The sequence below is a fragment of the Gordonia jacobaea genome (genome assembly GCF_965344965.1).
In the GTDB taxonomy this organism is placed as follows: domain Bacteria; phylum Actinomycetota; class Actinomycetes; order Mycobacteriales; family Mycobacteriaceae; genus Gordonia; species Gordonia jacobaea.
Genome location: NZ_CBDRLS010000001.1, coordinates 387,794 through 414,520, shown reverse-complemented (window position 1 = coordinate 414,520; position 26,727 = coordinate 387,794). Strand labels below are relative to the sequence as shown.

Here is a 26,727-nt window from a genome sequence, read left to right as displayed (position 1 = left end):
TAGCGAGCTGCCGAGTCGAAACCACTTGACGGCGGGGGGTGGTCTCGACAAGCTCGACCAGCGGTGGCGGCTCGACCAGCGTGGCGACGCTCGACCAGCGGGTGTAGCTCGGCCTCTTCCGCTGGTTGAGCTGGCCGCGAGCGTAGCGAGCTGCCGAGTCGAAACCACTTGTCGGCGTGGGAGTGGTCTCGACAAGCTCGACCAGCGGGTGTTGCTCGGCTGGCGGTGGTCTCGACAAGCTCGACCAGCGGTGGGGCGGCGCTCGACCAGCGGGAAACGCTCGACCAGCGTTGGGGGCGCTCGACCGGCGGGTGTGGCTCGACCCGCGGCCCGGACACGCGGGCGCCCCTTACGCTTGCGAACTTTCGGTAAGCGCGGCAGACTCCAACACGGACCACAGCGTCGCCGCGGCGCGGGAGGGATCGCGATCGGATGACCGACGAGCGCCAGCAGTGCAGGTCATCTCCGTCGGTCTCGTCTATTCCGCTGAACCGTCGTCGATTCTTCACTCTGAGCGCCGCTGCAGGCGTGGGTGTGTTCGGAGCGTCTGCGCTGAGCGCGTGCTCGCCCGGCTCGGGCTCGGGATTAGCGGGTTCTGCCAACACAATTCGGGCAGCGATCGCCGGTGAGCCCGATCAACTCGATCCTCACAAGACCTCCGCGTACTTCTCGTTCGAGGTACTCGAGAACGTCTTCGACACTCTCGTCGAACCCAACGAAAAGCTCGAGATGGTCCCTGCGCTCGCACAAAGCTGGCAGGTCAATCCCGAAGAGACGCAATACGTTTTCACGCTGCGCCCGAACGTCCGGTGGCACAACGGTGAGCCGCTGACCGCATCCGACGTTGTCTACTCCTATCGGCGGATCATCGACGGTGAGCTCTCGGCGTCGTGGCGGTTCGACAACGTCGCCACCATCACGGCACCCGACGATGCACACGTCGTGATCACTACCCGCACGCCGAGTCCCAACCTGCTCAGCAGTATTGGCGGTTTCAAAGGGCTCGCCATCGTCAACAAGCGCAACGTCGAGTCGGGCCAGATTCTGACGCGTCCAATCGGTACCGGACCGTTCTCATTCGAATCACGTTCGCCCGCAACGTCGATTGTGCTCAAAGCCAACCCCGGCCACTGGTCGGGCGGACCACACGTCGACGGTGTTGCCTTCAGCTTCATCTCCCAGGGGACGACGGCCGTCTCGTCGCTGAGGTCTGGCGAGGTCGACTGGACTGACGCCATCCCCGCGCAGCAGCTCCGCATCCTCGACAGCGACGACGAGATCAACGTCGGCACCGTGACCGCCAACGACTACTGGTACGTCGCAATGAACTTCGCACGCAAGCCGTTCGACGACCGACGCGTGCGGCAGGCGGTGGCCTACGCGATCGACCGCAAATCCATCGCGCAGGTCGTCGGATACGGCACGGCGACCCCCAATCAACTGGCGATTCCCAAGACCAGCCCGTGGTTCACACCCTATGACCGATTCACCGCCGGTCTGGATAGGGCTGCCGCGGTGGACAAGTCGCGGTCACTCCTCCGCGATGCCGGTCATTCGTCATTGTCGATGGGTCTGATGGTCTCCACCGAGTATCCCGAAACCGTCACTGCCGCACAGGTCATCGCGTCGAATCTCGCCGACGCGGGTATCAAGGTCACCATCGAGCAACTCGACTTCGGCGTCTGGCTCGATCGCCAATCCGCTGGTCAATTCGACTCGTTGCTGATGGGCTGGCTCGGAAACATCGACCCGGACGATTACTACTACGCGCAGCATCATTCGGCTGGAACGTCGAACTCGCAGAAGTACTCCAATCCGGAGGTCGATCGCCTCCTCGACGCCGGCCGTACCGAACTCGACGTCGGTCGTCGTAAACAGATCTACGCCGACGTCTCGTCGCGGATCGCCGACGACGTCAGCTACCTCTATCTCTACAACCCGTCCGCCACGCAGGCGTTCTCGAAGTCGGTGCGCGACTACACCGTGCGAGCCGACAAGGCCGTCCGATTCCGCAACGCCCGACTCGACAGGGGAGGTGCGTCATGAGCGACTTCGGTTGGCCGCTCATCAGGTTCATCCTGATCCGACTGCTCTACACCGTCCTGGTCTTGATCGGTGTGACGATCGCGGTGTTCTTCCTGATGCAGATCGTTCCCGGTGACCCGGTCAAGATCGCGCTGGGCACCCGCTACACGCCCGAATCCTATGCGGCACTGCGTAGTGCGTCTGGGCTCGATGAGCCGTTGTTCACCCAGCTCATCCACTACATCGGGAATGCTGCGACCGGAGACCTGGGCGTCAGTTTCCGCAACAATGAACCGGTCACTCAGATGTTGATGGATCGACTGCCCGCGACGATCGCCCTCGCGGTGGCGGCCATCCTCGTGGCGCTGGTGATCGCGATTCCGTTCGGTACGTGGGCAGCGTTGCGTGAGGGTCGCGCTGCGGACAACACAATTCGCGTCGTCTCGCAGTTCGGTATCTCGGTGCCCGACTTCTGGATGGGCATTCTGCTCATCGCACTGTTCTCGACGTCCCTTGGCTGGCTGCCGTCATCGGGATATCGTTCGCTCGCAGACGGATTCGTGCCGTGGATATCTCACCTGGTGCTGCCGGCGATCACCGTCGGCGTCGTCACCGGCGCCATCATGACCCGATACGTTCGCGCCGCTGTCCTCGAGGTGGCGAACGCGCCGTACGTCACCACCGCGGAGTCCAAGGGGCTGAGCCGTAGACGAATCATGGTGTCGCACATCGGCCGCAACGCGTTGGTCCCGGTACTCACCATCTCGGGTATCCAGCTCGCAGGACTGCTCGGCGGCGTGATCGTCGTCGAAGTGGTCTTCGCCTGGCCTGGCCTGGGGCGACTCGTCTACGACTCCGTTGCCGCACGCGACTATCCGATGCTGCAGGGAGCGATTCTGCTCATCGCAGCGATCTTCCTCATCATCAATCTGATCGTGGACATCCTCTACGCCGTCATCGATCCGAGGATTCGGTTGTCATGAGCGAGCTACCCGAGCCAGAACGCACCGCACAGACCGCACTCGACGACGCGGGCGAACCGACCTCCGCAGGTACCGGCAGCACCGACTCGGCGTGGCGACTGTTGCTGCGCAACAAGGCGTCGGTGGTCGGCATCGTCGTCATCCTGGTGATGGTCATCCTGGCGATCTTCGGTTCGTTCATCGCCCCGTACGGCGCCAACGACATCGACGTCCCGAATGCGCTGCAGGCACCCGATTTTTCGCATCTGTTCGGCACCGACGACCTCGGCCGCGACGTGTTCTCACGAGTGGTGCTTGCGGCGGCGGTGAGTATGCGTGTCGCCGTGATCGCCGTGGCGATCTCGTTGGTCGCGGGCGTGATCATCGGCATGGTGTCGGGTTTCGCGGGCGGAATCACCGACACCGTGCTCATGCGGGTGATCGACGTCGTCTTCTCGTTCCCGGTGATGTTGCTGGCGTTGGCGATCGTCGCGATCCTCGGCCCGGGCGTCACGTCGGCGACCATCGCCATCGGCATCGTCTACATCCCGATCTTCGCCCGTGTCGCGCGAGCCGACACCCTGCGTGTTCGCGAAACACAGTTCGTGCAGGCCGCCCGCACGATGGGGGTGTCGACGCCCCGCATCCTGTTCGGCCATGTGCTGCCGAACATCTCGGGTCCCGTCGTGGTGCAGACGTCGATCTCGTTGGCCTTCGCCATCTTGTCGGAGGCCGCCCTGTCGTTCCTCGGACTCGGAGTTCAACCACCCGAGCCCTCCTGGGGCCGCATGCTTTACGACGCCCAGGGCTTCCTCACCACCGCGTGGTGGATGGGTGTGTTCCCCGGCCTGGCGATCCTCGTGACCGTCTTCGCCTTCAACCTGCTCGGCGACGGAGTGCGCGACGTCCTCGACCCTCGGCAACGAACTCTGTTGCGAGATCGGGGCAAAGCGGGTCGACGCCCCGCCACCCGCAGCACGAAGGCGGCGACTACCGAAGCGGCACAGGCAACGTCGGACGCCGCGGCGCACGACGACGACCAGGGGCGAACCGACCCGGTCTTCTCCGTCTCACAGCTCGTCGTCGGCGTCGGTCCACGGGAGATTGTGCATGGCATCGACTTTGCCGTGGCCAAGGGCGAAACCCTGGGCATCGTCGGCGAGAGCGGCTCGGGCAAATCGCTGTCGGTGCTGTCGGCGACGGGGTTGTTCCACGCACCGAGCTCGTACGTCGACGGATCGTCGACTCTCGCTGGCACACAGGTGATCGGCGCCTCCCGCGCGGTTCTGCAGTCCCTGCACGGGGCGCGCGTGGGATTCGTGTTCCAGGACCCGTCGTCGAGCCTGAATCCGTTGCTCACCATCGAACAACAACTGACCGAGGGTCCGCGCCGGCACCTCGGATTGAGCCACACGCAAGCCCGCGAACGTGCGGTGCAGTTGCTGACCGACGTCAACCTCCCCGACCCCGAGAGTCGTCTGCGTGCCTACCCGCATCAACTGTCCGGCGGTCAACGGCAACGCGTGATGATCGCGATCGCGCTCTCCTGCGATCCCGACGTCCTGGTCGCCGACGAGGCGACCACCGCGCTCGACGTCACGACGCAGGCCCAGATCATCGACCTCGTCGCGCGGTTGCAGCGCGAGCGAGGCATGGCGGTGGTGTGGATCAGCCACGACCTGGGGGTGATCGGACGGATCGCCGACCGCGTCGTCGTTCTCCGGCAGGGCGAGGTCGTCGAAACCGGTGACGTCGCAGAGATATTCGCCGATCCGCAGCACGAGTACACCCGCGAGCTGTTGGCGTCGCGTCCGCTGTTGTCGAAGGTTGACGATCGTGACGACACCGACCTCGAGTCCGGAAAAGACACCGCCGCAACACCTCTCGTCACCATCTCTGACCTGGACGTGAGGTTCGCGGTACGTACCTCGACCGGTCGCGACGTGGTGCACGCGGTCAGCGATGTCACCCTCGACGTCGCACGCGGGACGACGCTGGGCATCGTCGGCGAATCGGGATCGGGCAAGTCGACGATCGCGGGCGTCCTCACCGGATTGACCACCACTGGCCACGGCACGGTGGTTCGCGGCAGCGCACGAATCAATGTGGAGGACAAGGAGATCGACGCTGTCGGCGTGCACGGTGCCGAGCAGAAGGCGCTGCGTCGACGGGTTGCCATGGTGTTCCAGGACCCGGGCGCCTCACTCGACCCGCGGATGACCGTCGTCTCGTCGATCGGCGAGGCGCTACGCGCGCACAACCTGGTATCGGGTAAGGACGCATTGCGGAGTCGCGCAACGCAATTGCTCGACGACGTCAGCCTGGACAGTTCGTACCTCGACCGCTATCCACACGAGCTCTCCGGCGGTCAGCGGCAGCGCGTCTGCCTCGCCCGCGCACTCGCGTCCGACCCCGAGCTACTGATCCTCGACGAGTCGACGGCCTCGCTCGACGTGACGGTGCAGGCGTCGGTTCTCGATCTGCTCGCCGAACTTCAGCGCGAGCGCGGGCTGACGTACCTGTTCATCGCGCACGACCTCGCGGTCGTCGAGCAGATCAGCGACACGGTGGCTGTGATGGAGAAGGGGCGGGTCCTCGAGACGGGCCCGGCGTCGAAGATCCTGCACCACCCCGAGAGCGACTACACCCGCAAATTGCTGGCTGCCATCCCGCCGGAGACGCCCGCCCGGGCCTGAACTCCGGGAGACGAGCGACCGTCAACCGTGCAGCAGTTGCTGCCAGTTCGACGGCACGCGGTCGGCCGGACCGGGTGCGGTCTGGTCGTCGGGGTGGCTTGTCGGCGGAGCCAACTCCGGACCGCTCGCCATGGCGGAGTCCGGGAAACTCCAGAACCAGTCCTCGCCGGGTTCGAAGCTCTGGATGTACGGGTGCCCCGTGTCGTCGGCGTGATGCGAGGCGTGTTGGCCGGGGGAGGAGTCGCAACATCCGACGTGTCCGCAGGCGGCGCAGCGTCGAAGATGAAACCACCAGCCGTCGGCGGTGTCGAGGCATTCGACGCAGCCGGTACCCGACGGCGGGACTGTGGGATCGATGAGGTTCTCAGCCATAATCCGACGCTACGCTCGGGTGGAGACGAGTTCGACCCTCACGCGACTCGACTCTCACATGACTCGCAGAAGGGTCGGGACCAAATCCGGCGTGGCTGCTGTTGGAGTAGATGACATCGCAGCCAGCGGTGATCAGAAGGAGGATCAATGTCCCACGACTACCGCAAGAACCCGCAGGCCCTCGAGGCCCTCACGGCGGACCAGTACCGAGTAACCCAGGAAGACGGGACCGAGCCCGCGTTCCACAATGCCTACTGGGACAACCACGAGCCAGGCATCTACGTCGACGTGGTCTCCGGAGCGCCCCTGTTCAGCTCGCTCGACAAGTACGACAGCGGCACCGGATGGCCGAGTTTCACCCGCCCGATCAGCGACGACGCGGTCTCGACGCGCACCGACCGATCGCTGTGGATGAAGCGAACCGAGGTCCGCTCGGCGTACGCCGACAGCCATCTCGGCCATCTCTTCGACGACGGACCGCGAGCCGAAGGCGGCAAGAGGTACTGCATGAACTCGGCGTCGCTGCGGTTCATCCCCGTGGCCGAGCTCGACGAGCAGGGTTATGGCGAGTACCGCCGCCTGTTCGAGAACACCGATAGTTCCGACACCACGCAGGAGAACGCATCATGACCAGTGGAAGCAACGACGACGGCCGCATCACCGAGCAGCCCGGCACCGAGACCGCGGTGCTCGCAGGGGGCTGCTTCTGGGGCGTCGAGGATCTGATCCGCCGCCAGCCCGGCGTGCTCGCGACGCGCGTCGGCTACACCGGCGGCAGCAACGACCACCCGACCTACCGAAATCATCCCGGGCACGCCGAGGGGGTGGAGATCGTCTTCGATCCGACGCAGACGAGCTACCGCGACATCCTCGCGTTCTTCTTCCAGATCCACGATCCGACGACGAAGAACCGGCAGGGCAACGACGTGGGTAGCAGTTACCGATCGGCGATCTTCCCCGTGACGCCCGAGCAGGAGCGCGTCGCGCGTGACACCATCGCCGACGTCGACGCCTCGGGTCTCTGGCCCGGCCGGGTGGTCACCACGATCGAGCCTGCCGGCCCGTTCTGGGAGGCCGAGCCCGAGCACCAGGACTACCTGGTGCGCTACCCCAACGGGTACACCTGCCACTGGCCCCGGCCGGACTGGGTGCTCCCACACCGCGACGAGGCGCACGCTTGATCTGAGCTGTTCCGACGGAGAACGGCCCGGTCACCGAGTTGCTCGGTGGCCGGGCCGCGTTCATTCAGAGCTGCAGCGGCAGTACGACGACTCAGTGAGCCATCGCGGGAGCCTCGTCGCCCTCGGTGACGGGGAGTTTGCCGTTCGGGACGAGCAGCGCGGAGATCACCGCGCCGGCCGCGAACACTGCGGCCGCAACCCAGAAGGCGGTCGTGTACGAGTGCACCGCCGCAAGCTGTTGCAGCGCAGCGGGATTCGCCACCTGGCCCGCGTGCGACGTCGCATACGACGCCGCGGCGCTCGCCGCGATCGTGCTGAGCAGCGCGGTACCTACCGAGCCGCCCACCTGCTGCATGGTGTTGACGGTCGCCGACGCGACGCCCGCGTCCTCGGGCAGCACGCCCGACACCGCACCCTGCATGGCCGGGGCCATCGACGCGCCGAGTCCGACGCCCATGATCAACAGTGCGGGCAGGACGTGAGCCGCATACGTGCTGGTGTCGGTCAGTTGCGTCAGCAGCACCATGCCCACCGCGGCGATCAGCATGCCGCCCGCCATCAGCCAGCGCGGTCCGAATCGGGGCAGTAGGACACCCGTCGACGTCGTTGCGGTGACGATCAGCATTCCGATCATCGGCAGGAACGCCAAGCCGGTCTGGATCGGGCTGAAGTGCAGATTCACCTGCAGGTAGTAGGTGAGGAACAGGAAGATGCCGAACATTCCGATGCCGACGATGAACACCGCGAGGTACGAGCCGCCACGAGTGCGATCAAGAATCACGCGCAGGGGGAGCAGGGCATGCGGGGTACGCGACTGCCACCAGACGAATCCGGCGAGCAACACGGCTCCGACGACCAGCCAGGTGATCGTGGCCCAGTCGGCCCACCCATTGGTCTCGGCGTTCGAGAAGCCGTAGACGATCGAGAACAGTGCGATCGACACCGTGATCACACCGGGAAGGTCGAGCTTCGGACGGTGTTCGGTCTTGTGCGCGCCGATGAACAGCACCGCGCCGACGAGCGCGATCGCGGCGATCACGAGATTCACGTAGAGGCACCAGCGCCAGTCGGCCCATTCGGTGAGCATGCCGCCGAGGAGGAGTCCGAGTGCACCGCCACCGCCGGCGATGGCACCGAAGATGCCGAACGCCTTACCGCGCTCGGCCGGGTCGGTGAACGTGGTGGTGAGCAGCGACAGTGCTGCGGGCGCGAGGAGTGCACCAAAGACGCCCTGGCCTGCGCGGGCGACGACGAGCATGTCGAAATTGACTGCGGCGCCACCGATCGCGGACATCACGGCGAATCCGACGAGGCCGACGATGAAGGTGGTCTTACGGCCGAGGAGATCGGAGAGTCGGCCACCGAGGAGCAGCAGGCTGCCGAATGCCAGCGAGTATGCGGTGACGATCCATTGCCGATCGGCGTCGCCGAATCCAAGTGACTCCTGCGCGTGCGGGAGTGCGATGTTCACGATGGTCGCGTCGAGCACCACCATCAACTGTGCGAGGCCGAGTACGCCGAGGACGACCCACCGAAGGCGATGGTGTCGTTCCTCCCGAGACTCCCCGTTCGCCGACAATCCGTCGGCAGTGTCGTAGGTTGTGGTCATCAGTCCTCCAAGTGGCGGAATAGTGGAGAAGACTCCTCCGTTTACGAGGGTGGCAACGAAGCGAATCCGGAGATGATTCCTCCGGTTGAGAGAATGTGACGATGACCACACAACAGAGCCCGGTCGCACCGACCGGACGACCCCTGCGCGCCGACGCCGAGCGCAATCGTCGTCGGATCATCGCCGCTGCTCACAAGCTGTTCGCCGAGCGTGGCCTCGACGTCTCGCTCGACGACGTCGCGGCAGCGGCCGGTGTGGGTGTGGGGACGGTTTATCGACGATTCGCCAACCGCGACGAATTGATCGTCGGAGTTTTCGCTGCCCATCTGGAAGAAGTGGCCGAGCAGACCGAGGGGGTCCTCGCGGCGGACAGCGACCCGTGGGCGTCGGTGGTGACGATGGTGTCGACAGTCTGCACGGCAATGGCCGAGGATCGCGGGCTGGCCGCCATCATCATGCAGATCGACCACACGGATCCCACGATCGCGACGGTGAAGGCGCGGATGACGAAGCGGATGGGCGAGGTCTTCGATCGGGCCCACGCCGCCGGTGTGCTGCGCGAAGACATCGTCGAGACGGACATCTTCTCCATCTTCTCGATGGTGTCGTCGTACGCGGATATCACCGAGGCGACGGTCCCCGGAGCGTGGAAGCGCTACCTCCAGCTACTGCTCGACGCCATCCACGCCGCCCCGCCGTCGGAGCCTCTGCGGACCCCGGCGCTGACCGAAGAGCAGATCCACGAGGTGCAGGCGTGCCGCATTGCGTTCCGACGCGGCGGCGGTGCGTCGACCTGACGTCGGTCAGAGCATGTGCACCTTGCGGTAGACCGATGCCGCCGCGGGTGTCAGCAGCCCGACCTCGTCGAGAAAGCTCATCAGGTGCGAGCAACTCGTGCGGACCATCGCCTGGAAGTGATGATTTCGTCGCATCTCCGAGACAGCGCGGTACTTGTCGAGCCCCGCGTCGGCGTAGGCCTGCGGTCGGACGAGGCTGGTGAAGATGAACGACGCCGCCACTGCCGTGTAATACGCGCTGGCGTGGCGACGCACCGGGCCGACGCCGGCCATCGACTCCCGGATCTGCTCCCGCGCGAAGCGCATATGGCGTGATTCCTCGAGCACGTGGATCTCGTTGACGGTGCGGACAAACGGCAGTACGCGTTCGTCGCTGGTGCAGCCGCGTTGGAATACGTCGAGGATCTCCTCAGCGGCGAGGATGCCGCCATACGCGATCTCGCCCCCGGTGGTGGCCGCAAAGAACTTGCCTCCCTTACCGATTCGAGGATGCGGCACATACGACGTCCCGGCGAGTTTCTGCGACGCCTTCGCGAACATCAGCGAGTGCCTGCATTCGTCGGCGATCTCGGTCATGGCGAACCAGTACTCGGGACGATGTCGGTCGGCGAGGTACTGATCGCGGAGTACCAACTGCTGCAACAGCATCTCGAACCAGATTCCGATCGACATCACCGACGCCGTCTCGTGTCTGGTGAGCCGCACGCGCTGCTCCTCCGTCATCTCCGCCCAATAGGAGGTGCCATACAGCGTCGACCACTCGGGGCTGCAGCCGTAGAGCGTCGGGTCCATCGGAGCGTCCCAATCGATCTCGACCAGAGCGTTGCGCGACAATCGCGCCGACGAATCGACGAGTCTCGCCGACACCTCATCGGTGCCGCGGTCGAGCGTGCTGACTTGCGATGCTGACCCGTCGACGACCTCGACCGACACGTGCGCCTCCTGGTCCCAATGCCATTGGATGATGTAACCGTAACATCAATGAATGGCACAGTAGAGAGGCGACGCAGAGTCGGCGCTGAACGCGTAGTGGCAACTAATCCTTGGGGACGATCAATTTCTCGCTGAGCAACCAGTCGTATGCGACGTCGGCAGGGTCTTCGCCGTCGATGTCGACGCGGCCGTTGAGGTCCTGCATGACGTCGTCGGTGAGACGCTCCGAGATGGTTCCGAGCAGTTCGTTGAGTTGCGGGTAGCGCTTCATGACGTCCTCGCGAACGACGGCGGTTCCGCTGTAGGGCAGGAAGAACTTCTTGTCGTCCTCGAGGACGGCGAGATCGAGGTTCTTGATCCGGCCGTCGGTGGTGTAGACCATGCCGAAGTTGCACGGCGAGCTCTTGGCCGTCGACGTGTAGACGACGCCGGCGTCCATGCGTGTCACGTTGCCGAGCGGAACTCCGTTCGGACCGTCGAGCGGCATACCGTACTTCGCCAGCATCGGCTTGAAACCATCTGGGCGGGAGAAGAATTCGTCGTCGACGCAGAAGGTCCGATCAGCGACAGGAAGTTTGGCGACGTCCGAAAGAGACTTCACGCCAAGGCGTTTCGCCGTGGGTGTCGACGCCGCAAACGCGTAGGTGTCGTTGAAGTTGGCGGGAGGCAGCCAGACGAGCTGGTTCTCCTTGAGCTCGATGTCGTGGACCTTCTGCCAGAGTTCCTTCGGGTCGGCGATGGTCTCGGTTTCGTTGTGGTAGTTCACCCATCCGGTTCCGGTGTACTCCCAGAGGATGTCGGCGTCGCCGTTGAGTTGCGCCTGGCGAGACGACGCCGAACCGGGGGCGCCGGTGAGGTCGGTGACGTCGGCGCCTGCCGCGGCCAGATAGGTGGCGGTGATCTTGCCGAGGATCACGCCCTCGGTGAAGCTCTTCGACGTGACGGTGAGCTTGGCTCCGTCGAGCGGTCGGGAACCGTCGGGAAGCGACGCCTGCTTGAAGGTGCCCGACGAACTGACCAGACCACATCCCGCAAGGCCGATGACAGCGACGACGAGAAGTGTTGCGACGGTGGCGAGTCGTGCTCGCGTGGCGCTCATGCGACGCCCTTCGGTGTAGCGACCAGTTCGAAGACCCGGCCGAGCCAGTCGATGATCATGGCGAGCAGAGCGACGAGTATCGCGCCCGAGATCAACAGCTTGGGCAAGAAGAGCGTGACGCCGGTGGTGATCAGCGTGCCGAGGCTCGTCGCGCCGATGAAGGTACTCAGGGTGGCCGTGCCGACCAGGATCACCAGGGCGGTGCGGACACCGTTGAGGATGACGGGCACGGCCAGCGGGAGTTCGACCTGCACGAGCGTGCGCGCCGCCGAGTATCCGATACCGCGCGACGCCTCGATGGTGCGTTGGTCGACCTGGCGCAACCCGACGATCGTGTTCTGCAGGATCGGCAGGACCGCGTACACGACCAAACCGATGACGGCAGTACGGAATCCGGTGCCGAGCCAGAATGTGAACAACACCAGCAGTCCGACGGCGGGCGCAGCTTGACCGATGTTCGCGATGTTCACCGCGATCGGCGAGAGCCATCGCATCGACGGCCGGGTCAACAGGATTCCCAAGGGAATTGCGATGACGATGACGACGATGGCCGCGACGAGAGTGAGCTCGATGTGGTCGATGATGGTGGACTGCAGAGTCGACCAGCCCAGCGACGCCTGCTCGGTCTCGGTGAATGTCGTCGTCGCATACCAACTGAAATATCCGACGGCCAGCACGATGAAGACGAGTGGCTCGAACCACACGTCGATCGGGAGGTTGCGGAATCGTTGTTTCATGCGCCCGCGTTCTGCTCGGGGTCGTCGGCAGCGATCACCGGCGTCTCGGTGGGTGCGGTTCCCTCGGTGTGACTTTCGTACGAGCCGTCGTCCTCGTCGGGGCGGGCTTCGGAAAGTTGCGTACGGATGATGTCCATGACCGAGGCGATGGTGAGCATGCCGACGACGGCGCCGTGACGATCTGTCACCAACGTGCCGCCCTGGCTGGCCGCGAGCATGGTGTCGAGGGCGTCGTTGAGCGTCGACGATTCGGCTACGACGGGCAGCCGCGGATCGAGGTAGTCGGAGACCTCCGGCTTGGAGGCAACCTCATCCAGCGACGGCCATGCACGCGGGCGGTCGTGCTTGTCGACGACGACCACCCAACTCTGCCCCGCGGCCCGTGCGCGGGTGATGACCTCTCCGGAACCCTCGCCGACGCGCGCGGTGATCACCGAGTCTTGTTCGACGTCGCGCACGCGCGACAGCGTGAGCTGCGCAAGCGTCGCCCCCGACCCGATGAACTCTTCGACGAAGGGTGAGGCGGGGTTGGCCAGAATCTCCTCGGGCGCCGCGTACTGCTCGACGTGAGCCCCCTGCGACAGGATCAGCACCTTGTCGCCGAGCTTGGTGGCCTCCTCGAAGTCGTGCGTCACGATCACGATGGTCTTGCCGAGCTCGTGTTGGATGGCGATCAGGCTGTCCTGCAACCGGACTCGCGTGATCGGGTCGACCGCGCCGAACGGCTCATCCATGAGGAGGACCGGCGGATCGGCGGCGAGGGCACGGGCGACGCCGACACGCTGCTGCTGACCGCCCGACATGTCCTTGGGGAGCCGAGTGGCGAACTGCGCGGGATCGAGGCCGACGAGATCGAGTAGGTACTCGGTGCGCTCGGCGATCCGCTTCTTGTCCCAGCCGAGTACCCGGGGGATGGCTCCGATGTTCTTCTCGACGGTCCAGTGCGGGAAGAGGCCGCCCGATTGGATCACGTAGCCGATGGACTGTCGGAGTTTGTCGGGATTCTCCTTGGTGACGTCGCGCTCGTCGATGAAGATCCTGCCGTCGGACGGTTCGATCAGCCGGTTGATCATCTTGAGGGTCGTCGTCTTACCGCAACCCGATGGGCCGACGAAGGCGACGATATGGCCCGCCTCGATGTCGAGGTCGAGGTGTCCCACGGCGGGTTGGTCTTGCCCCCGAAATCGTTTCTCGACGCCGTCGAGTCGGATGGGGGCACCGGTCACCGTTGCCCCGGATGCGCTACCGGCCCCGGGGGCCGGCGTGTTGGCTACGTCGGTCATGACAGTCCTTTGGAGATGGTGAAGCGGCCGAGGAGAACGAGCAGGGCGTCGAAGACCAGAGCGATCAAGACGATGAGAATGGTTCCGGTGAGCGCCATTTGGAGTGCATTCGCGCCACCGAGGCGAGACAACCCGTTGAAGATCAACGATCCGAGGCCGGGTCCGAGGACGTAGGCGACGATCGCGGCGACTCCGACGATCATCTGGGTCGAGACACGAATCCCGGTCAGGATCACCGGCCACGCGATCGGCAACTCGACGCTCAGCAGAATTCGCCAGCGGGACAATCCGATTCCCTGTGCTGACTCGATCACGCTTGCCGGCACCGAACGCAGCCCGACGATCGCGTTGCCGATCACAGGGAGCGCGGCGAAGAACGCCAGCATGATGAACGACGGCACGACGCCGAGACCGAACGGGACGATCAGCAGGGCGAGAAGTGCGAGCGAGGGGATCGTCAGCGCCACGCGACTCGACGTCAGCGTGAGCGCCGAACCCAACGGGCGTCGGTACACGAGCACCGCGACGATGATCGCGACCACGGTGCCGACGAGAACCGTCTGAAATGCCAGAGATGCGTGCTGATAGGTGAGGAACGTCAGGTTCGCGGCGTGTGCGTGGATATAGTTCCACAAACTGCCCACAGCTATCCCCTCGTCGTGGTGAGCGTTCAGAGAGAATTCAGCCTACAAAGCAACCGCGACTCTTGGGTGATTCCCGCAATTCCGTGTCGGCGTGTACACCTGACAAGCGAGCATGCTGGCCCGCTGACCGGCGCCGACGTCCCTGAGGGCAATCGCCGGACCTCAGTGTCACGTTTTGATCACGGTGAGTAAAAGGGTCGAAATGTGTCGCACCATCCGAATGCAGCGCGAGGTGATCAGGTCAGGTGTTGGTGCAGGAAAGCGAGTGTCCGGGTCCAACAGTCCCGCTGTGCCGCTGCGATATGGCGCGGATCGCCGCCCCCGATCAGTGAGGCCGACCGGGTGACCGTCGTGGGAATCGCGGGCGGACGGATGAAGTGGCCCACCCCGGGATAGATCAGCAGTTCGTCGTCGGCTGCGTGGGTTGCGTGCCCGTCGCTGCGGCGTCGAACTATCTCTTGTGCCATGTCCGCAGCGGGATAGCACTGGTCGTCGGTGCCCGCGGCGACCAACATCGGGCACCCGATCTTCTCCACGGCGATGGTCGCGGCCCGCACAGCCGAATGATCCCGCAGACCCGCGGCGTACGCGGCGTGGGTCGACATCGCCATCGACGAGCGTCCGTGAGAGATTCTGCGGCGCAAGAGATTCATGGCGAGTTGTCCGAGTAGACGCTCGCTGCGCACGGGAACATACGGCAGGTCGACGCCGCCGTGGGTGAGGGCAGAGACCTTCTCGGGAGGGCCGTCGCGGCGGAGTGCCTGGAACACGACGTGGCTGGGAGCCACCGCGACGACTGCGCGAGCCGAGGTCCCCATCGTCACCATCGTCGACAGTGCTGTCTGAACACCTACCGACGACGCGTGGAGTGCGATCTTGTCCTCGTCAACGTAGGGCAGGGCGGCGAAGCATTCGATGCCTGCGGCGGTGTTCTCCGTGGCAATTCTGCTGAACGAATCGGGCAACCCCGGGCGCTGAGTGTAGAAGAGGACCGCCGCGACATAGCCGTGAGCGGCGAGCAGCGCGGCCATCGCTGTCACCGACCTGGTGACCATCGTCCCGGGGAACACGATGATTCCCGGCAGAGGGTAGTCAGCTGACTCCGGACGGTAGATCTGTAGCTGCCATCCGTCGCCTCGTCGCTGTTCCACCGTGTGCTCGCGTCCCCACGTACGAGGTACCGTGGCCTTGTCGCTGGACGTACCGTCGGATACCGAGACAGTGAAATCCAATGTGCCGTCGCAGGATTCGAAAATATCCGGGGAGCTCGGGTTGTCGACGAGCCGCATGTCCCACCACGGTAGGTCTGGATCGGCGAGTTCTATCCGCCCGTCGTCGCCAAGCCGATGAGTGCCGCGGGACCGCCAGTGCGATCCCGCGGCGTCTACACCATCGACGACGAGTTCGACCTTCTCCGCTGGTGTGTCGAACACGTTGAACTCGATGAGCGAGTCGACGAGTCCGTCCGCCGTGTCAACACTGATTCGCATGAGGATCAGACTCGGGTGCGATTCACGACAACACGTAGGTGGCGAACATTCTCGGAGCGGGACGGATCAGGGTGGCCCTCACGGATTCACCGGGGGAGGCTTTACTGCCGGAGATATCGGTGAATCCGAGAGTGTGGCGCAGGGAGGCTGTGTAATTCACCACGGCGGAGCGGTAGGTGTAGGTGTAGGTGACAGTGACGCCCATGGCCAGAGGGTTCGACGTCCAGGCGCGTACGACAGCCGTTCTGCCCATGCCGAGCGAGGCGGGTGGCGCATCGATCCATCGGAAGTCCATCGAACTACCCGCACCGACGCTGGTATCGGGGAATTGCTTCAGGGTCAACGGCATACCGGTGTTGTTGGTGATCACCAGGACGGCACTTGAACCGCCCTGCGGGATAGGCGTGGCCTCGCTCTTCGCGGCGGTGGCCGTTGTCAGGCCGAGGATCATCGCGGTCACGGCGATCGACATGCCGAGTACCTGGAGCAAGCTTCTGTGAGGTCTCATGGTCCATCCTTCGTCTCTCGTCGTCCGTTGCCACGCGCTGGATACGTGACTCTCTACGGGCGATGTATCTGACCGTAAGAAATCCGCACTCTCGGCATAAGTCCGAAATATGGGGGGTTTACAACCGCGGAAGAGGTGAGTACGTCGAAACCGACGAGAATAGGTGGATTGCGCATCTTTATAAGGTGAATGTGCGTCGTATCGAAGGATGTGTGTGCTGCAGCGCCCACTTCCTTCGATACGACACACATCCTCCGGTCAGCTGGGTGCGTCTTCTCGGGTCCTGCCGCGTGGGACGGCGGGCGGCCGGAGCGTCAGGTCGATTGGGCGTGGGAGATCTCGTAGGGTGGCCTCATGGCTGTCAGCCGTCCGGCGAACTCGAGCACAGGTGAGGTCAAACGCGCGCCACGGGCCCGCATGACCGGCGCCCAACGACGCCTGCAACTGATCGAGGTCGCGCGCGGTCTGTTTGCCGAGCGGGGCTTCGAGGGCACATCCATCGAAGAGATCGCCCAGCGTGCCGGGGTGTCGAAACCGATTGTGTACGAGCACTTCGGAGGTAAGGAAGGTCTCTACGCGGTCGTCGTCGACCGTGAGATGGAGACCCTGCTCGAGATGATCACGTCGTCGCTCTCCAAGAACCGCTCGCTGTACCGCATCCAGCAGGTGGCCTTGGCGCTGTTGACCTACATGGAGGAGCGCACCGACGGATTCCGCATCCTCGTGCGCGGCGACAGCGCGTCGTCGAGGGACAACGCGACGTACGGAAGTCTTCTGAATGACGCCATCAGCCAGGTCGAGCACATCCTCGCCGGCGACTTCGAACGACGGGGATTCGACCCGAAGCTGGCCCCGATGTACGCACAGGCGCTCGTCGGGATGGTGTCGGTGACGGCGCAGTGGTGGCTCGACGTCCGCGAACCGTCGAAAGAGGTTGTCGCGGCCCATCTGGTCAATCTCTGCTGGAACGGACTCACCCGCCTCGACCCCGACCCCGAACTCGTCGGGCCGGATTACGTCGAGCACAAAGCGCGAACGGTTGGCGACGCGACATCTGTCCCGGCGTCGGCTGAGGGGTCGGGGACTCCTGAGGCTTTGGAGTCCTCTGATGCGTCGGTGCCGTCTGATTCGGTGGAGTCCCCCTGATCGGCTGAGGTCTGCTGCGGGCGAGGCCTGAACACGCCGAACTGACCTATCACGTGCGAATGACGCTGCGTGTGGCGCAAGTTGGCGCCGACGGTCCGGCGTGCTGGAATCAGCCGGTGTTCGGACTTCTCACACCGTGTCGCCACACGATGCCCGACGACCTCTTCACACAGTGGCAGGCGCACCTGTGTGGCTTATGTCTGTCGTTGCGTGACGGACACGGCCATCCCAGTCGGCTGACGACCAACACCGATGCGGCTACGGTGTCAATTCTTGTTGCGGCACAGTGCAATACGACGCCGTCGACCACGCGTGCCGGCCGCTGCCCGCTACGTGGAATGAAGTCGGCCGAGGTTGTCGCGGTCGGTGATCCGGGACTGCGACTGGCCACCGGTGTCTCGTTGACGCTCGCCGCAGGTAAGGCCGCCGACATCGTCGAAGAACAGCGGTCCGGGCTGGCGCCACCGTCGCGGATGCGTCGGGTGGTGGCAGGAGGGGTAGCCGCGGCATTGCGACGTCACGCCGTCGACGACGGCCATGTGGCCCGCCTGCTCGACGTCGACTCCATGCTCGCTCGGCTGTCGGGGCAGGCAGAGGTCGAATCGAGGTCGACGGACCTCGACGATCTGCTTCGCGCGTCCTCGGAGTCGGCGGCCCGTGTGTTCGCGGCTACGGCCGACATCGCGGGTGCTCCCGAGAATCGCGAGCATCTCGAGGCCATAGGTGCCGATTTCGGTCGGCTCGCGCACCTGATCGATGCGATCGACGATCTCCCACAGGATCGCGAACAGGGGGAATTCAATCCGCTCGACGCATCGGGGACCGCCATCGACGATGCCCGTGCGGAATGTCGGCTCCTCGTTCGGGCGATTGTGCGTCGCTACGCCAAGCTCGAACTGGTCGACGACAGATTGCTGCGTGCCGTCCTTATCGACGGGCTGCGTCATGCGGTGCGTCAGCGCATGCCGCGCCGTAGCTCATGTGCCGTACACCGACCTTCGGCTACCGAGCCGTCACTTCCCGAACCACTACTTCCGGAACAGCCGTCACTTCCCGAACAGATGCCGCCGCCCGGATACCCGGAAGGGTGGCCGTTCCCGCCGCCGTTCAGTCCGGATCGGCCTTTCCACGAGCGTCTACTGCCGTTTCTGGGCAACTCGTGTTGCGGGCCCGCATGCTGCAACGACCACTGGAATCATTGCTCGGACACGTGGAAACCCGCGCTGTGTGACTGTGGCGATTGCTGTGACTGTGACGACTGCTGTGATTGCGGAGATTGTTGCGATTGCGGCGACTGCTGTAGCTGTAACTGACCACCCCGCCGGTGAGAGGTCCGCCTCAGGCAAGCACCAGCGACCGCTTGGCAAGGCCCATCCAGAACCCGTCGATGACCTGGTCGGCCTGTTGCTCGGGATCGTCGCTGGCGCCCAGCGCGACGAAGAGCGGTGCGAAATGCTCAATAGTGGGGTGGGCGTAGGGCATTCCCGGGGCGGTGCGTCGAAAATCGATCAGGGACTCGACGTCGCCGGCGGCGAAACGTTCGTGCGCCCAGGCGTCGAACTCCGACGACCAGCTCGGCGGCGCGGCGTCGGGGGAGGGGTCGGTCAGATACGGCAGCCCGTGCGTGGTGAAACCCGATCCGATGATGAGCACTCCCTCGTCGCGCAGCGGTGCGAGTCGACGGCCGAGGTTCAGCAATTGTGCGGGGTCGAGTGTGGGAAGCGAGATCTGGAGCACCGGAATGTCGGCGTCGGGGTACATGACCGTCAACGGCACGTATGCGCCGTGGTCGAGGCGACGGTGCTGGTCGCGGGCGATTGCCGTGCCGTCGGGCATCATCGCCGCGACTCTCTCCGCGAGGTCGGGAGCACCGGGCGACCAGTAGGTGGTGCGATAGAAGCGCTCGGGAAATCCCCAGAAGTCGTAGGTCAGGGGCGTGGTCGGGTCGGTCGAACCGATCGTCAGCGGCGCGGCCTCCCAGTGCGCCGACACCACCAGGATCGCCGAGGGACGGTCGAGTGTGGTGGACAGCTCAGTGAGCTGGGAGACCCAGCGCTCGCTGTCGACGAGTGGTGGGGCGCCATGACTCAGGAACAGCGTCGGCTGGCGGGTGGGTTCTGGGGCTGACATGCGAACATCGTATCAACCGGACCGCAGTCCGGTTAAGTTTCGGGTGCGGACGTTGCGGCATCGTTGTCGGGAGCAATGCTGTCGGCAGCATCATTCTCGGGGCCTTCTGGCACGTGGCCAAGCGGCAACGGCTCGCCGACGGGCGACGTCGACGTGCTCGGTTCACCGATCTTGGCCGCGATGACCCCGACGACAATCAAGACGCCGCCGACGATCTGGAGCGCCGCCGGGACCTGATCGAGCAGGAGCGCGGCCCATACGACCGCGGCCAAGACCTCGACAAGCGCGAATATCGAGGCGAGCCGCGCTCCGAGTCTGCGCGCGGCACCGATTCCGGTGAGATATGCGGTCGCCGCGGTGACGAGCGCGAGCGCAGCCAGCACCGTCCACGCGGGTGCGTCGAATCCGGCGAAGTGGACCGTCGGGTCGCCAATCGTCATCGGCAGTGCATGCACGAGGCCGAGTACTCCGAGAAGTGTTGCCGCAAAGACCATTCCGCTCGCCGCGAGCACGGACGGCGGCAGTGAATCGTTCTCCTTGGCCGAAATGATGAAGTAGCCGGCGGCGCCGAGCATTGCGCCAGACGCCCACAGCGCACCGATGGGGCTCACCGAGGTGCCGCCGACGAGGTCGAGGACTCCGACCAATCCGACGCCGCTCACCGCAATACCTGCGAGCGCCCACCGCGACGGCCGCTGGCGGTGGATCGCCCACATCCACGCGACCACCACTACGGGGGCGGTGTACTCGATGAGTAGGGCCGGTCCGACGTCCATGTGCTCGATGGCGGAGAAGTAGCAGAACTGCGCGACGGCCATGCCGAGGAATCCGTAGAGCGCGATTGTCCTGCCGTGGTCGCGGACCAGCGTCCACGCAGTCGACCATCGCAGCGCCGAGACACCGCCGAGGTCGCGAATGGCGAACGGCAGCAACGCGAGACCGCCGATACCGATGCGGATCGCGACGACGGCGCCTGCGCTCCACCCCGCGGCCATCAGCGGCGTGCCGAGCGCGCCCGACAGCCCGAAGCTCGTTGCCGACACCAAGGCCAGGATCAGGCCCGCGCGTCTGCGAGCGGCCACCTCTGCCGGCGTGCGGTCATGGGTCACCGACGTCATGGGTAATGACGCTAGCGGCGGCCTTGGTAAGGTGTCAACATGGTTTTCGGTGATGACGTCGATCTGGCGCTGCAGGCGGCGGTTGCACTCGCCAACTCAGCAGAGTCGCCCGAGACCCTGCGTTCCATCGACGACCTCGACGCCTTCTGGGGCCACTACGGCTATACCGGCCGCCATGACGGTGACCAGCAAGAACTCGATGCGGTGTCGGCGATCCGGCCGGCGCTGCGAGCGCTGCTCATCGCCGACCGCGACCGTGCCGTCGAACTGGTCAACGAGATCCTGAGTCGGCACCTGGCCGTGCCGCGGTTGGTGCGACATGGCGACACGGACTGGCATCTGCACGCCATCGACGACGACGCCCCCCTCGCCGACCGGATCATGGTCGAGACCGCGATGGCAATGATCGACGTGATCAGGGCCGACGACATGTCGAGGCTGTCCGTCTGCGCCGACGCGGGCTGCGAGGGCGTCGTCGTCGACCTTTCTCGCAACCGGTCTCGGCGGTATTGCTCGACGGCCTGCGGTAATCGCAACGCCGTCGCGGCGTATCGCGCGCGGCAGGCCGCGGCGATGGACTAGTGGCTGTGAGCGGCAACTGACCAGTGCTGCCCGCTGCGCCTGTCTGACCAGCGGTGCGCTGCGGCATCTGCCTGGCAGAATTGCCGTGCCCTAGAATTGCCGAAGTGTCGTCTACTCCCGCCCTTCACGGACTCGCATCCCTCGCCTGCGCGGACACGAGCATCGCGGCACTGCGTGACCATCGCGACGATCAGCAACTCGCGATCACTGCCCCCGACGCCGCCCGGCCGTTCGTGGTCAGTTGTCTCTCCGAGGTCGCTGATGCGCCGATTCTCGTCGTTTCGGCGAACGGACGCGAAGCCGACGACCTGACGGCCGAACTACGCGAGCTTCTCGACGACGAGTCTGCGGTGGCGCAGTTCCCGTCGTGGGAGACGCTTCCGCACGAACGGCTCTCGCCGAGCGCCGAGGTCGTCGGGCAGCGTCTCGAGGTGCTGCATCGGCTGGCGCACCCGGGCGACGCTCCGCTGCGCGTGGTGGTCACCACGGTCCGATCGCTGGTGCAGCCGATGGCGCCCGGGCTCGGGGAGATACGCACCATCACATTGCGTGAGGGCATCGAACTCGACTTCGACGGCTTGCTCACCGATCTCGTCGAGATGGCGTACGAGCGCGTCGACATGGTCGGTCGGCGTGGCGAATTCGCCGTACGCGGCGGCATTCTCGACGTCTTCCCGACCACCGCCGATTTCCCTGTGCGGGTCGAGTTCTGGGGCGATGAGATCTCCGAGATGCGAGCATTCTCGGTGGCGGATCAGCGTAGTCAACCCGAGGTCGACGCGTCGGTGGTCCTCATCCATCCCTGCCGCGAGCTGCTGCTCACCCCGCCCGTGCGTGAACGTGCGGCCGCACTCGCCGTCGAGAACGCCGACGACCCGTCGCTCGTCGAAATGCTCACCTCGCTCGCCGAGGGTATTCCGGTGGCGGGAATGGAAGCGCTGACACCGGCACTCGTCGACGGAGAGATGCAGTTGCTGACCGAGGTGTTGCCCGCTGGCACCCGCGTGCTCGTGCTCGATCCCGAGAAAGTCCGCACGCGCGCAGCCGATCTCGCACAAACCGGAGCCGAGTTCCTCGAGGCGTCGTGGAACGCCGCCGCGATGGGAGCCACGGCGCCCGTCGACACCCGCGAGATGTCCGGTCCGACCGGAATTGATCTGCAGGCCAGTGCTTATCGGCCACTCGATGACGTCGAGAAGGCCACGCTCGCGGCGGGTCGGTCGTGGTGGACGATGAGTCCGCTTTCTGCGGGCTTCGGCGAAGAATACGAACTCGACATCACCCCGGGGCCGACGCCGCATGGTGACGACGAGGAGATCCGGATCGTGTTCGCCGGACTGCGCGCTCACGTCAGCGCGGGCAACACCGCTGCGATCGTGGTCGCGGGCAAGGGCACCGCACAGCGCGTCTGTGAGCGACTTGCCGACGCAGAGGTGCCGCACGCGCTCGTCGACGGGGGCGCGCGACCCGAACCGGGAACCGTGTCGGTGTTCAACGGCGCGCTGCGTCACGGAATCGTCAGTCCCAGTGCCGGATTGGTGGTCGTGACGGAGACGGACCTCACCGGCAACCGCGTCGCCAGTGTGCGCGACGGAAAGCGATTGCCCGCCAAGCGTCGCAATCAAGTCGACCCGCTTGCGCTCACCGCGGGCGATCTCGTCGTGCACGATCAGCACGGCATCGGCAAGTTCGTCGAGATGATCGAACGTACGGTGTCGGGTGCGCGACGTGAGTACCTCGTGCTCGAGTACGCGGCCTCCAAGCGTGGGCAACCCGGCGACCGGCTTTATGTGCCGATGGATTCGCTCGACCAGTTGTCGCGTTATGTCGGAGGCGAGCAGCCGTCGTTGTCGAAGCTCGGCGGCTCCGACTGGCAGAACACGAAACGCAAGGCGCGCAAGGCTGTTCGTGAGATCGCCGGCGAGCTGGTCCAGCTCTACGCGGCCAGGCACGCCGCGCCCGGCTACGCCTTCAGTCCCGACACGCCCTGGCAACGTGAGATGGAGGACGCGTTCGACTTCACCGAGACCGTCGATCAGATGACGGTGATCGGCGAGGTCAAGGACGACATGGAGAAGTCGGCTCCGATGGACCGCGTGATCGTCGGCGACGTCGGTTACGGCAAGACCGAGATCGCGGTGCGCGCGGCGTTCAAGGCCGTGCAGGACGGTAAGCAGGTCGCGGTCCTGGTCCCGACGACCATTCTCGCGCAACAACATCTGCAGACATTCACCGAGCGTATGTCGGGGTTCCCGGTGCGCATCCGAGGACTCTCGCGGTTCACCGATGCGAAGGAGTCACGCGAGATCATCAAGGAGATGGCGAAGGGCGAGGTCGACATCGTGATCGGTACGCACCGATTGCTGCAGACCGGCGTCACGTGGAAAGACCTCGGGCTGGTGATCGTCGACGAGGAGCAGCGTTTCGGCGTCGAACACAAGGAACACATCAAGTCGTTGCGCACGCACGTCGACGTGCTGACGATGTCGGCAACGCCGATTCCGCGAACGCTGGAGATGTCGATGGCGGGCATTCGCGAGATGTCGACCATCCTCACCCCGCCGGAGGAACGGCATCCGGTGCTCACCTATGTCGGCGCCTACTCACCCAAGCAGGTGGCGGCAGCGATTCGCCGAGAACTGTTGCGCGACGGCCAGGTTTTCTACGTTCACAATCGGGTGTCGACCATCGACAAGACTGCCCGCGATATCGCAGCGATGGTCCCCGAGGCGAGAGTTGCTGTGGCACACGGTCAGATGAACGAGGATCAACTCGAACGCACCGTCGCCGGTTTCTGGAACCGTGAGTTCGACGTGCTGGTGTGTACCACCATCATCGAGACCGGTCTCGACATCTCGAACGCAAACACACTCATCGTCGATCGCGCCGAGAATCTCGGTCTGTCGCAGTTGCATCAGTTGCGTGGTCGTGTCGGTCGAAGTCGTGAGCGCGGTTACGCCTACCTGCTCTACAGTCCTGAAAAGCCGCTCACCGAAACCGCTTACGACAGATTGGCGACAATCGCGCAGAACAACGAACTCGGCGCGGGCATGGCCGTGGCGCTCAAGGACCTCGAATTGCGTGGTGCCGGAAACGTTCTCGGCGCCGAGCAGTCAGGGCACGTCGCCGGTGTCGGATTCGATCTGTACGTGCGCCTCGTCGGCGAGGCCGTCGAGGCATACCGCGCTGCGGCAGACGGTCTGCCCGTCACGTCGTCGGAACCCAGCGAGGTCCGTATCGACCTGCCCGTCGATGCGCACATCCCGGTCGAGTACGTCGACTCCGATCGGTTGCGCCTCGAGGCGTATCGCAAACTCGCATCGGCGACGTCGGATGACGAGGTCGACGGCGTGATGTCGGAACTCACCGACCGCTATGGCGAACCGCCCGAGGAAACCCGACGCCTGGCGTCGATCGCGAAACTCCGTCTGCGCGCACGTGAACGGGGTGTCACCGAGATCGGCACGACCGGTACGAGTGTGAAGGTCGCGCCGCTCCCGCTGGCCGACAGCGAGCAGGTGCGTCTCAAACGGTTGTACTCCGCGGCGTCGTATCGTGCGACCACATCGGTTGTCACGCTACCGATCCCGCGCACCGGGGGCGTCGGATCGGCCCGCCTGCGCGACGACGAGGTCATCGAGTACCTCGCGACGTTCCTTCGCAACCTCAAGCCGCTCGATTCGGCTGACCGATGAGTGCACGGAGCATCTTCGATGCGCACTTCCACATCATCGATCACGCCTACCCGGTCGTCGAGAACAACGGGTTTCTTCCGGAGCAGTTCGGAGTGCCGGAGTACCGCGCACGCACCGAATCGCTCGGGATCGTCGGCGGCGCAGTGGTTTCCGGATCGTTTCAGAAATTCGACCAGTCCTATCTGGTCGCGGCGTTGGAGAAACTCGGTCAGGGATTCGTCGGGGTCACGCAGCTACCGACGACTGTCACCGATGAGGATGTCGTCGCCTTGTCTGAGCGTGGCGTCCGTGGCATTCGATTCAATGTTGCGCGAGGGGGCTCGGCATCACTCGACGAACTCGACGCGTTCGCCAGACGTGTGCACGATGTCGCGGGCTGGCATACCGAGTTATACGTCGACGCAGCACATCTCGACGACCTCACCGACGTCATTGCTGGGTTGCCCGCGGTCAGTATCGATCATCTCGGATTGTCGACGGCCGGGCTCCCGGTGCTCCTGTCGCTCGTCGAACGCGGAGTACGTGTGAAGGCGACAGGATTCGGTCGGGTGGAACTCGACGTTCCGTCTGCGATTCGACAGATCATGGCGGTCGATCCGACGGCCCTGATGTTCGGTACCGATCTGCCGTCGACCAGGGCCCGTCGACCGTTCAGCGATGACGACATTGACCTGCTCGTCTCCCAGGTCGGAGAGGACGACGTCGAGGCGGTGCTGCGCACCAACGCCGAACGGTTCTATCGCATGGGGGAGTTGCGTTGACGGTCGTGGTGCTCGATCCGCAGCAACCAGGTGTTGTCCCGCTCGCGGCGCGCACAGCGCTGACCGGCACCGTCGTGGTGACCGAAGACGTCCCCGCGTCGGTGCTGTGGCAACTCGACCACGTGGTCACCGCGGCAGCCGATTCCGACTCGTCGCTCACCCTGGTCACGACGGACGCGCAGCATCCGCTGGTACGTCGGCGGATCGCCGACGGCGACGACGTCGTCGAAGTCGAACGCCGATCGGGGGCGAGTCTGCTCGACGCCGTCGCGCTGATGGACACGCTGCGCCGGAACGGACCGTGGGAGTCGACGCAGACGCACGCGTCGCTGCGGCGGTACCTGCTCGAAGAGGTCTACGAGTTGCTCGATGCCCTCGACGGTGACGACCAGGAGAACCTCCGCGAAGAACTCGGCGACCTGCTGCTGCAGGTGCTGTTCCACGCGCGGATCGCCGCCGACGACCCGGTGGCCCCCTTCGACATCGACGACGTCGCGCGGAGCTTCGTCGACAAGGTGCGTGGCCGGACCCCGGGCGTTCTGTCCGGCGAACACAGCGACCTCGAGACGCAGATCCGTGAATGGGAGGAGCGCAAGGCCGCCGAAAAGCAGCGCGGCTCGGTGCTCGACGGCATCGCGACGACGGCCCCTGCGCTCGCACTGACGCAGAAGGTGCTCGAACGCCTGACCGCCGCAAACTACCCCGTCGACACCATCGACCCCGCAGTGCTCACCGTGACGATCGCGATCGGCGACGACAGCGTCGAAGCCGCCGCCAGGGCCAGGACGCTTGCGTTGATGGAACGGGTCCGTGACGCGGAGGTCAGTGCAGCGGCTGCCGGCGCGTCGCTCGGCTCGCGCGAGGCGTGGGAGTCGTTTCTCGCGCGGTGAGGTCGACGCTGCGGGGGTTCTGAGGTGCGCGGCCCCGCGCGCCGCTGCCTAGATGTGTGTCGAGTCGAA

General features: G+C 65.0%; 23 protein-coding genes. 12 read left to right on the top strand and 11 right to left on the bottom strand.

Annotated features, from left to right (window positions below):
* The first annotated feature begins 432 nt into the window (after nucleotides 1–432).
* Genes ACRVY7_RS01845 through ACRVY7_RS01835 form a run of 3 tightly spaced genes read left to right on the top strand, consistent with a single transcriptional unit; the run spans nucleotide 433 to nucleotide 5,683 of the window.
* Entirely contained in the window at nucleotides 433–2,046 is a 1,614-nt protein-coding gene (locus tag ACRVY7_RS01845; RefSeq protein ID WP_431815780.1) for an ABC transporter substrate-binding protein, read from the top strand.
* Nucleotides 2,043–3,008, top strand: a complete 966-nt coding sequence (locus ACRVY7_RS01840; protein ID WP_431815779.1) for an ABC transporter permease — start codon at nucleotides 2,043–2,045, stop codon at nucleotides 3,006–3,008. The genes ACRVY7_RS01845 and ACRVY7_RS01840 overlap by 4 nt, the downstream gene beginning before the upstream one ends.
* Complete coding sequence (locus ACRVY7_RS01835; protein ID WP_431815778.1) at nucleotides 3,005–5,683, top strand: dipeptide ABC transporter ATP-binding protein; 2,679 nt, start codon at nucleotides 3,005–3,007, stop codon at nucleotides 5,681–5,683. Before ACRVY7_RS01840 ends, ACRVY7_RS01835 begins: the two co-directional genes overlap by 4 nt.
* Before the next feature lie 21 nt (nucleotides 5,684–5,704).
* Here the strand turns inward: ACRVY7_RS01835 and ACRVY7_RS01830 are convergent, their stop codons facing one another.
* Entirely contained in the window at nucleotides 5,705–6,055 is a 351-nt protein-coding gene (locus ACRVY7_RS01830; RefSeq protein WP_064869682.1) for a UBP-type zinc finger domain-containing protein, read from the bottom strand.
* Between the two features lie 147 nt (nucleotides 6,056–6,202).
* Here ACRVY7_RS01830 and msrB point away from each other — a divergent pair, with 147 nt between their 5' ends.
* Complete coding sequence (msrB, locus tag ACRVY7_RS01825; RefSeq protein WP_431815777.1) at nucleotides 6,203–6,685, top strand: peptide-methionine (R)-S-oxide reductase MsrB; 483 nt, start codon at nucleotides 6,203–6,205, stop codon at nucleotides 6,683–6,685.
* Nucleotides 6,682–7,236 carry a peptide-methionine (S)-S-oxide reductase MsrA gene (gene msrA, locus ACRVY7_RS01820; RefSeq protein ID WP_431815776.1) on the top strand — a complete coding sequence of 185 codons (555 nt, stop codon included), beginning with the start codon at nucleotides 6,682–6,684 and terminating at the stop codon, nucleotides 7,234–7,236. The genes msrB and msrA overlap by 4 nt, the downstream gene beginning before the upstream one ends.
* A 91-nt stretch (nucleotides 7,237–7,327) precedes the next feature.
* Here msrA and ACRVY7_RS01815 read toward each other — a convergent pair whose 3' ends face one another.
* Nucleotides 7,328–8,845: a DHA2 family efflux MFS transporter permease subunit gene (locus ACRVY7_RS01815; RefSeq protein ID WP_049699764.1), complete on the bottom strand. Its 1,518-nt coding sequence runs from the start codon at nucleotides 8,843–8,845 to the stop codon at nucleotides 7,328–7,330.
* Nucleotides 8,846–8,946: 101 nt separating this feature from the next.
* On the opposite strand from ACRVY7_RS01815, the gene ACRVY7_RS01810 reads away from it, so the two are divergent.
* Entirely contained in the window at nucleotides 8,947–9,642 is a 696-nt protein-coding gene (locus tag ACRVY7_RS01810) for a TetR/AcrR family transcriptional regulator (protein ID WP_431815775.1), read from the top strand.
* A 6-nt stretch (nucleotides 9,643–9,648) separates the two neighbouring features.
* Here the strand turns inward: ACRVY7_RS01810 and ACRVY7_RS01805 are convergent, their stop codons facing one another.
* The 7 genes from ACRVY7_RS01805 to ACRVY7_RS01775 form a co-directional block, all read right to left on the bottom strand.
* Nucleotides 9,649–10,575, bottom strand: coding sequence for an AurF N-oxygenase family protein (locus tag ACRVY7_RS01805; protein WP_431815774.1), 927 nt, complete (start codon nucleotides 10,573–10,575; stop codon nucleotides 9,649–9,651).
* 103 nt (nucleotides 10,576–10,678) lie between these two features.
* The gene (locus ACRVY7_RS01800) at nucleotides 10,679–11,674 is read right to left on the bottom strand and encodes a glycine betaine ABC transporter substrate-binding protein (RefSeq protein WP_431815773.1); all 996 of its coding nucleotides are present in this window, start codon (nucleotides 11,672–11,674) and stop codon (nucleotides 10,679–10,681) included.
* Complete coding sequence (locus ACRVY7_RS01795) at nucleotides 11,671–12,411, bottom strand: ABC transporter permease (RefSeq protein ID WP_005207242.1); 741 nt, start codon at nucleotides 12,409–12,411, stop codon at nucleotides 11,671–11,673. Before ACRVY7_RS01795 ends, ACRVY7_RS01800 begins: the two co-directional genes overlap by 4 nt.
* Nucleotides 12,408–13,694 (bottom strand): ABC transporter ATP-binding protein, encoded by a 1,287-nt coding sequence (locus tag ACRVY7_RS01790; RefSeq protein WP_049699760.1) that lies wholly within the window; start codon nucleotides 13,692–13,694, stop codon nucleotides 12,408–12,410. Before ACRVY7_RS01790 ends, ACRVY7_RS01795 begins: the two co-directional genes overlap by 4 nt.
* Complete coding sequence (locus ACRVY7_RS01785; RefSeq protein ID WP_049699759.1) at nucleotides 13,691–14,338, bottom strand: ABC transporter permease; 648 nt, start codon at nucleotides 14,336–14,338, stop codon at nucleotides 13,691–13,693. The genes ACRVY7_RS01790 and ACRVY7_RS01785 overlap by 4 nt, the downstream gene beginning before the upstream one ends.
* A gap of 236 nt (nucleotides 14,339–14,574) precedes the next feature.
* On the bottom strand, nucleotides 14,575–15,828 hold the full coding sequence (locus ACRVY7_RS01780) for an acyl-CoA thioester hydrolase/BAAT C-terminal domain-containing protein (protein ID WP_431815772.1): 1,254 nt from the start codon (nucleotides 15,826–15,828) through the stop codon (nucleotides 14,575–14,577).
* Nucleotides 15,829–15,850: 22 nt separating this feature from the next.
* Nucleotides 15,851–16,336 (bottom strand): hypothetical protein, encoded by a 486-nt coding sequence (locus ACRVY7_RS01775; protein WP_152930095.1) that lies wholly within the window; start codon nucleotides 16,334–16,336, stop codon nucleotides 15,851–15,853.
* A 354-nt stretch (nucleotides 16,337–16,690) separates the two neighbouring features.
* On the opposite strand from ACRVY7_RS01775, the gene ACRVY7_RS01770 reads away from it, so the two are divergent.
* Together ACRVY7_RS01770 and ACRVY7_RS01765 are read left to right on the top strand one after the other, a co-directional pair.
* The gene (locus ACRVY7_RS01770; RefSeq protein WP_431815771.1) at nucleotides 16,691–17,482 is read left to right on the top strand and encodes a TetR/AcrR family transcriptional regulator; all 792 of its coding nucleotides are present in this window, start codon (nucleotides 16,691–16,693) and stop codon (nucleotides 17,480–17,482) included.
* 116 nt (nucleotides 17,483–17,598) lie between these two features.
* Nucleotides 17,599–18,795 (top strand): DUF5685 family protein, encoded by a 1,197-nt coding sequence (locus ACRVY7_RS01765; protein ID WP_431816373.1) that lies wholly within the window; start codon nucleotides 17,599–17,601, stop codon nucleotides 18,793–18,795.
* 25 nt (nucleotides 18,796–18,820) lie between these two features.
* Here the strand turns inward: ACRVY7_RS01765 and ACRVY7_RS01760 are convergent, their stop codons facing one another.
* Both ACRVY7_RS01760 and ACRVY7_RS01755 read right to left on the bottom strand, forming a co-directional pair.
* A complete protein-coding gene (locus ACRVY7_RS01760; protein WP_431815770.1) occupies nucleotides 18,821–19,612 on the bottom strand; it encodes a dioxygenase family protein in 792 nt (263 codons plus the stop codon).
* A gap of 32 nt (nucleotides 19,613–19,644) precedes the next feature.
* On the bottom strand, nucleotides 19,645–20,730 hold the full coding sequence (locus ACRVY7_RS01755; protein WP_431815769.1) for an EamA family transporter: 1,086 nt from the start codon (nucleotides 20,728–20,730) through the stop codon (nucleotides 19,645–19,647).
* Between the two features lie 39 nt (nucleotides 20,731–20,769).
* On the opposite strand from ACRVY7_RS01755, the gene ACRVY7_RS01750 reads away from it, so the two are divergent.
* The 4 genes from ACRVY7_RS01750 (at nucleotide 20,770) to ACRVY7_RS01735 (ending at nucleotide 26,658) form a co-directional block, all read left to right on the top strand.
* Entirely contained in the window at nucleotides 20,770–21,312 is a 543-nt protein-coding gene (locus ACRVY7_RS01750; RefSeq protein ID WP_431815768.1) for a CGNR zinc finger domain-containing protein, read from the top strand.
* Nucleotides 21,313–21,416: 104 nt separating this feature from the next.
* A complete protein-coding gene (mfd, locus tag ACRVY7_RS01745; RefSeq protein WP_431815767.1) occupies nucleotides 21,417–25,007 on the top strand; it encodes a transcription-repair coupling factor in 3,591 nt (1,196 codons plus the stop codon).
* Nucleotides 25,004–25,768, top strand: a complete 765-nt coding sequence (locus ACRVY7_RS01740) for an amidohydrolase family protein (RefSeq protein WP_431815766.1) — start codon at nucleotides 25,004–25,006, stop codon at nucleotides 25,766–25,768. The genes mfd and ACRVY7_RS01740 overlap by 4 nt, the downstream gene beginning before the upstream one ends.
* Nucleotides 25,765–26,658 (top strand): nucleoside triphosphate pyrophosphohydrolase, encoded by an 894-nt coding sequence (locus ACRVY7_RS01735; protein ID WP_431815765.1) that lies wholly within the window; start codon nucleotides 25,765–25,767, stop codon nucleotides 26,656–26,658. Before ACRVY7_RS01740 ends, ACRVY7_RS01735 begins: the two co-directional genes overlap by 4 nt.
* Nucleotides 26,659–26,727 lie beyond the last annotated feature (69 nt).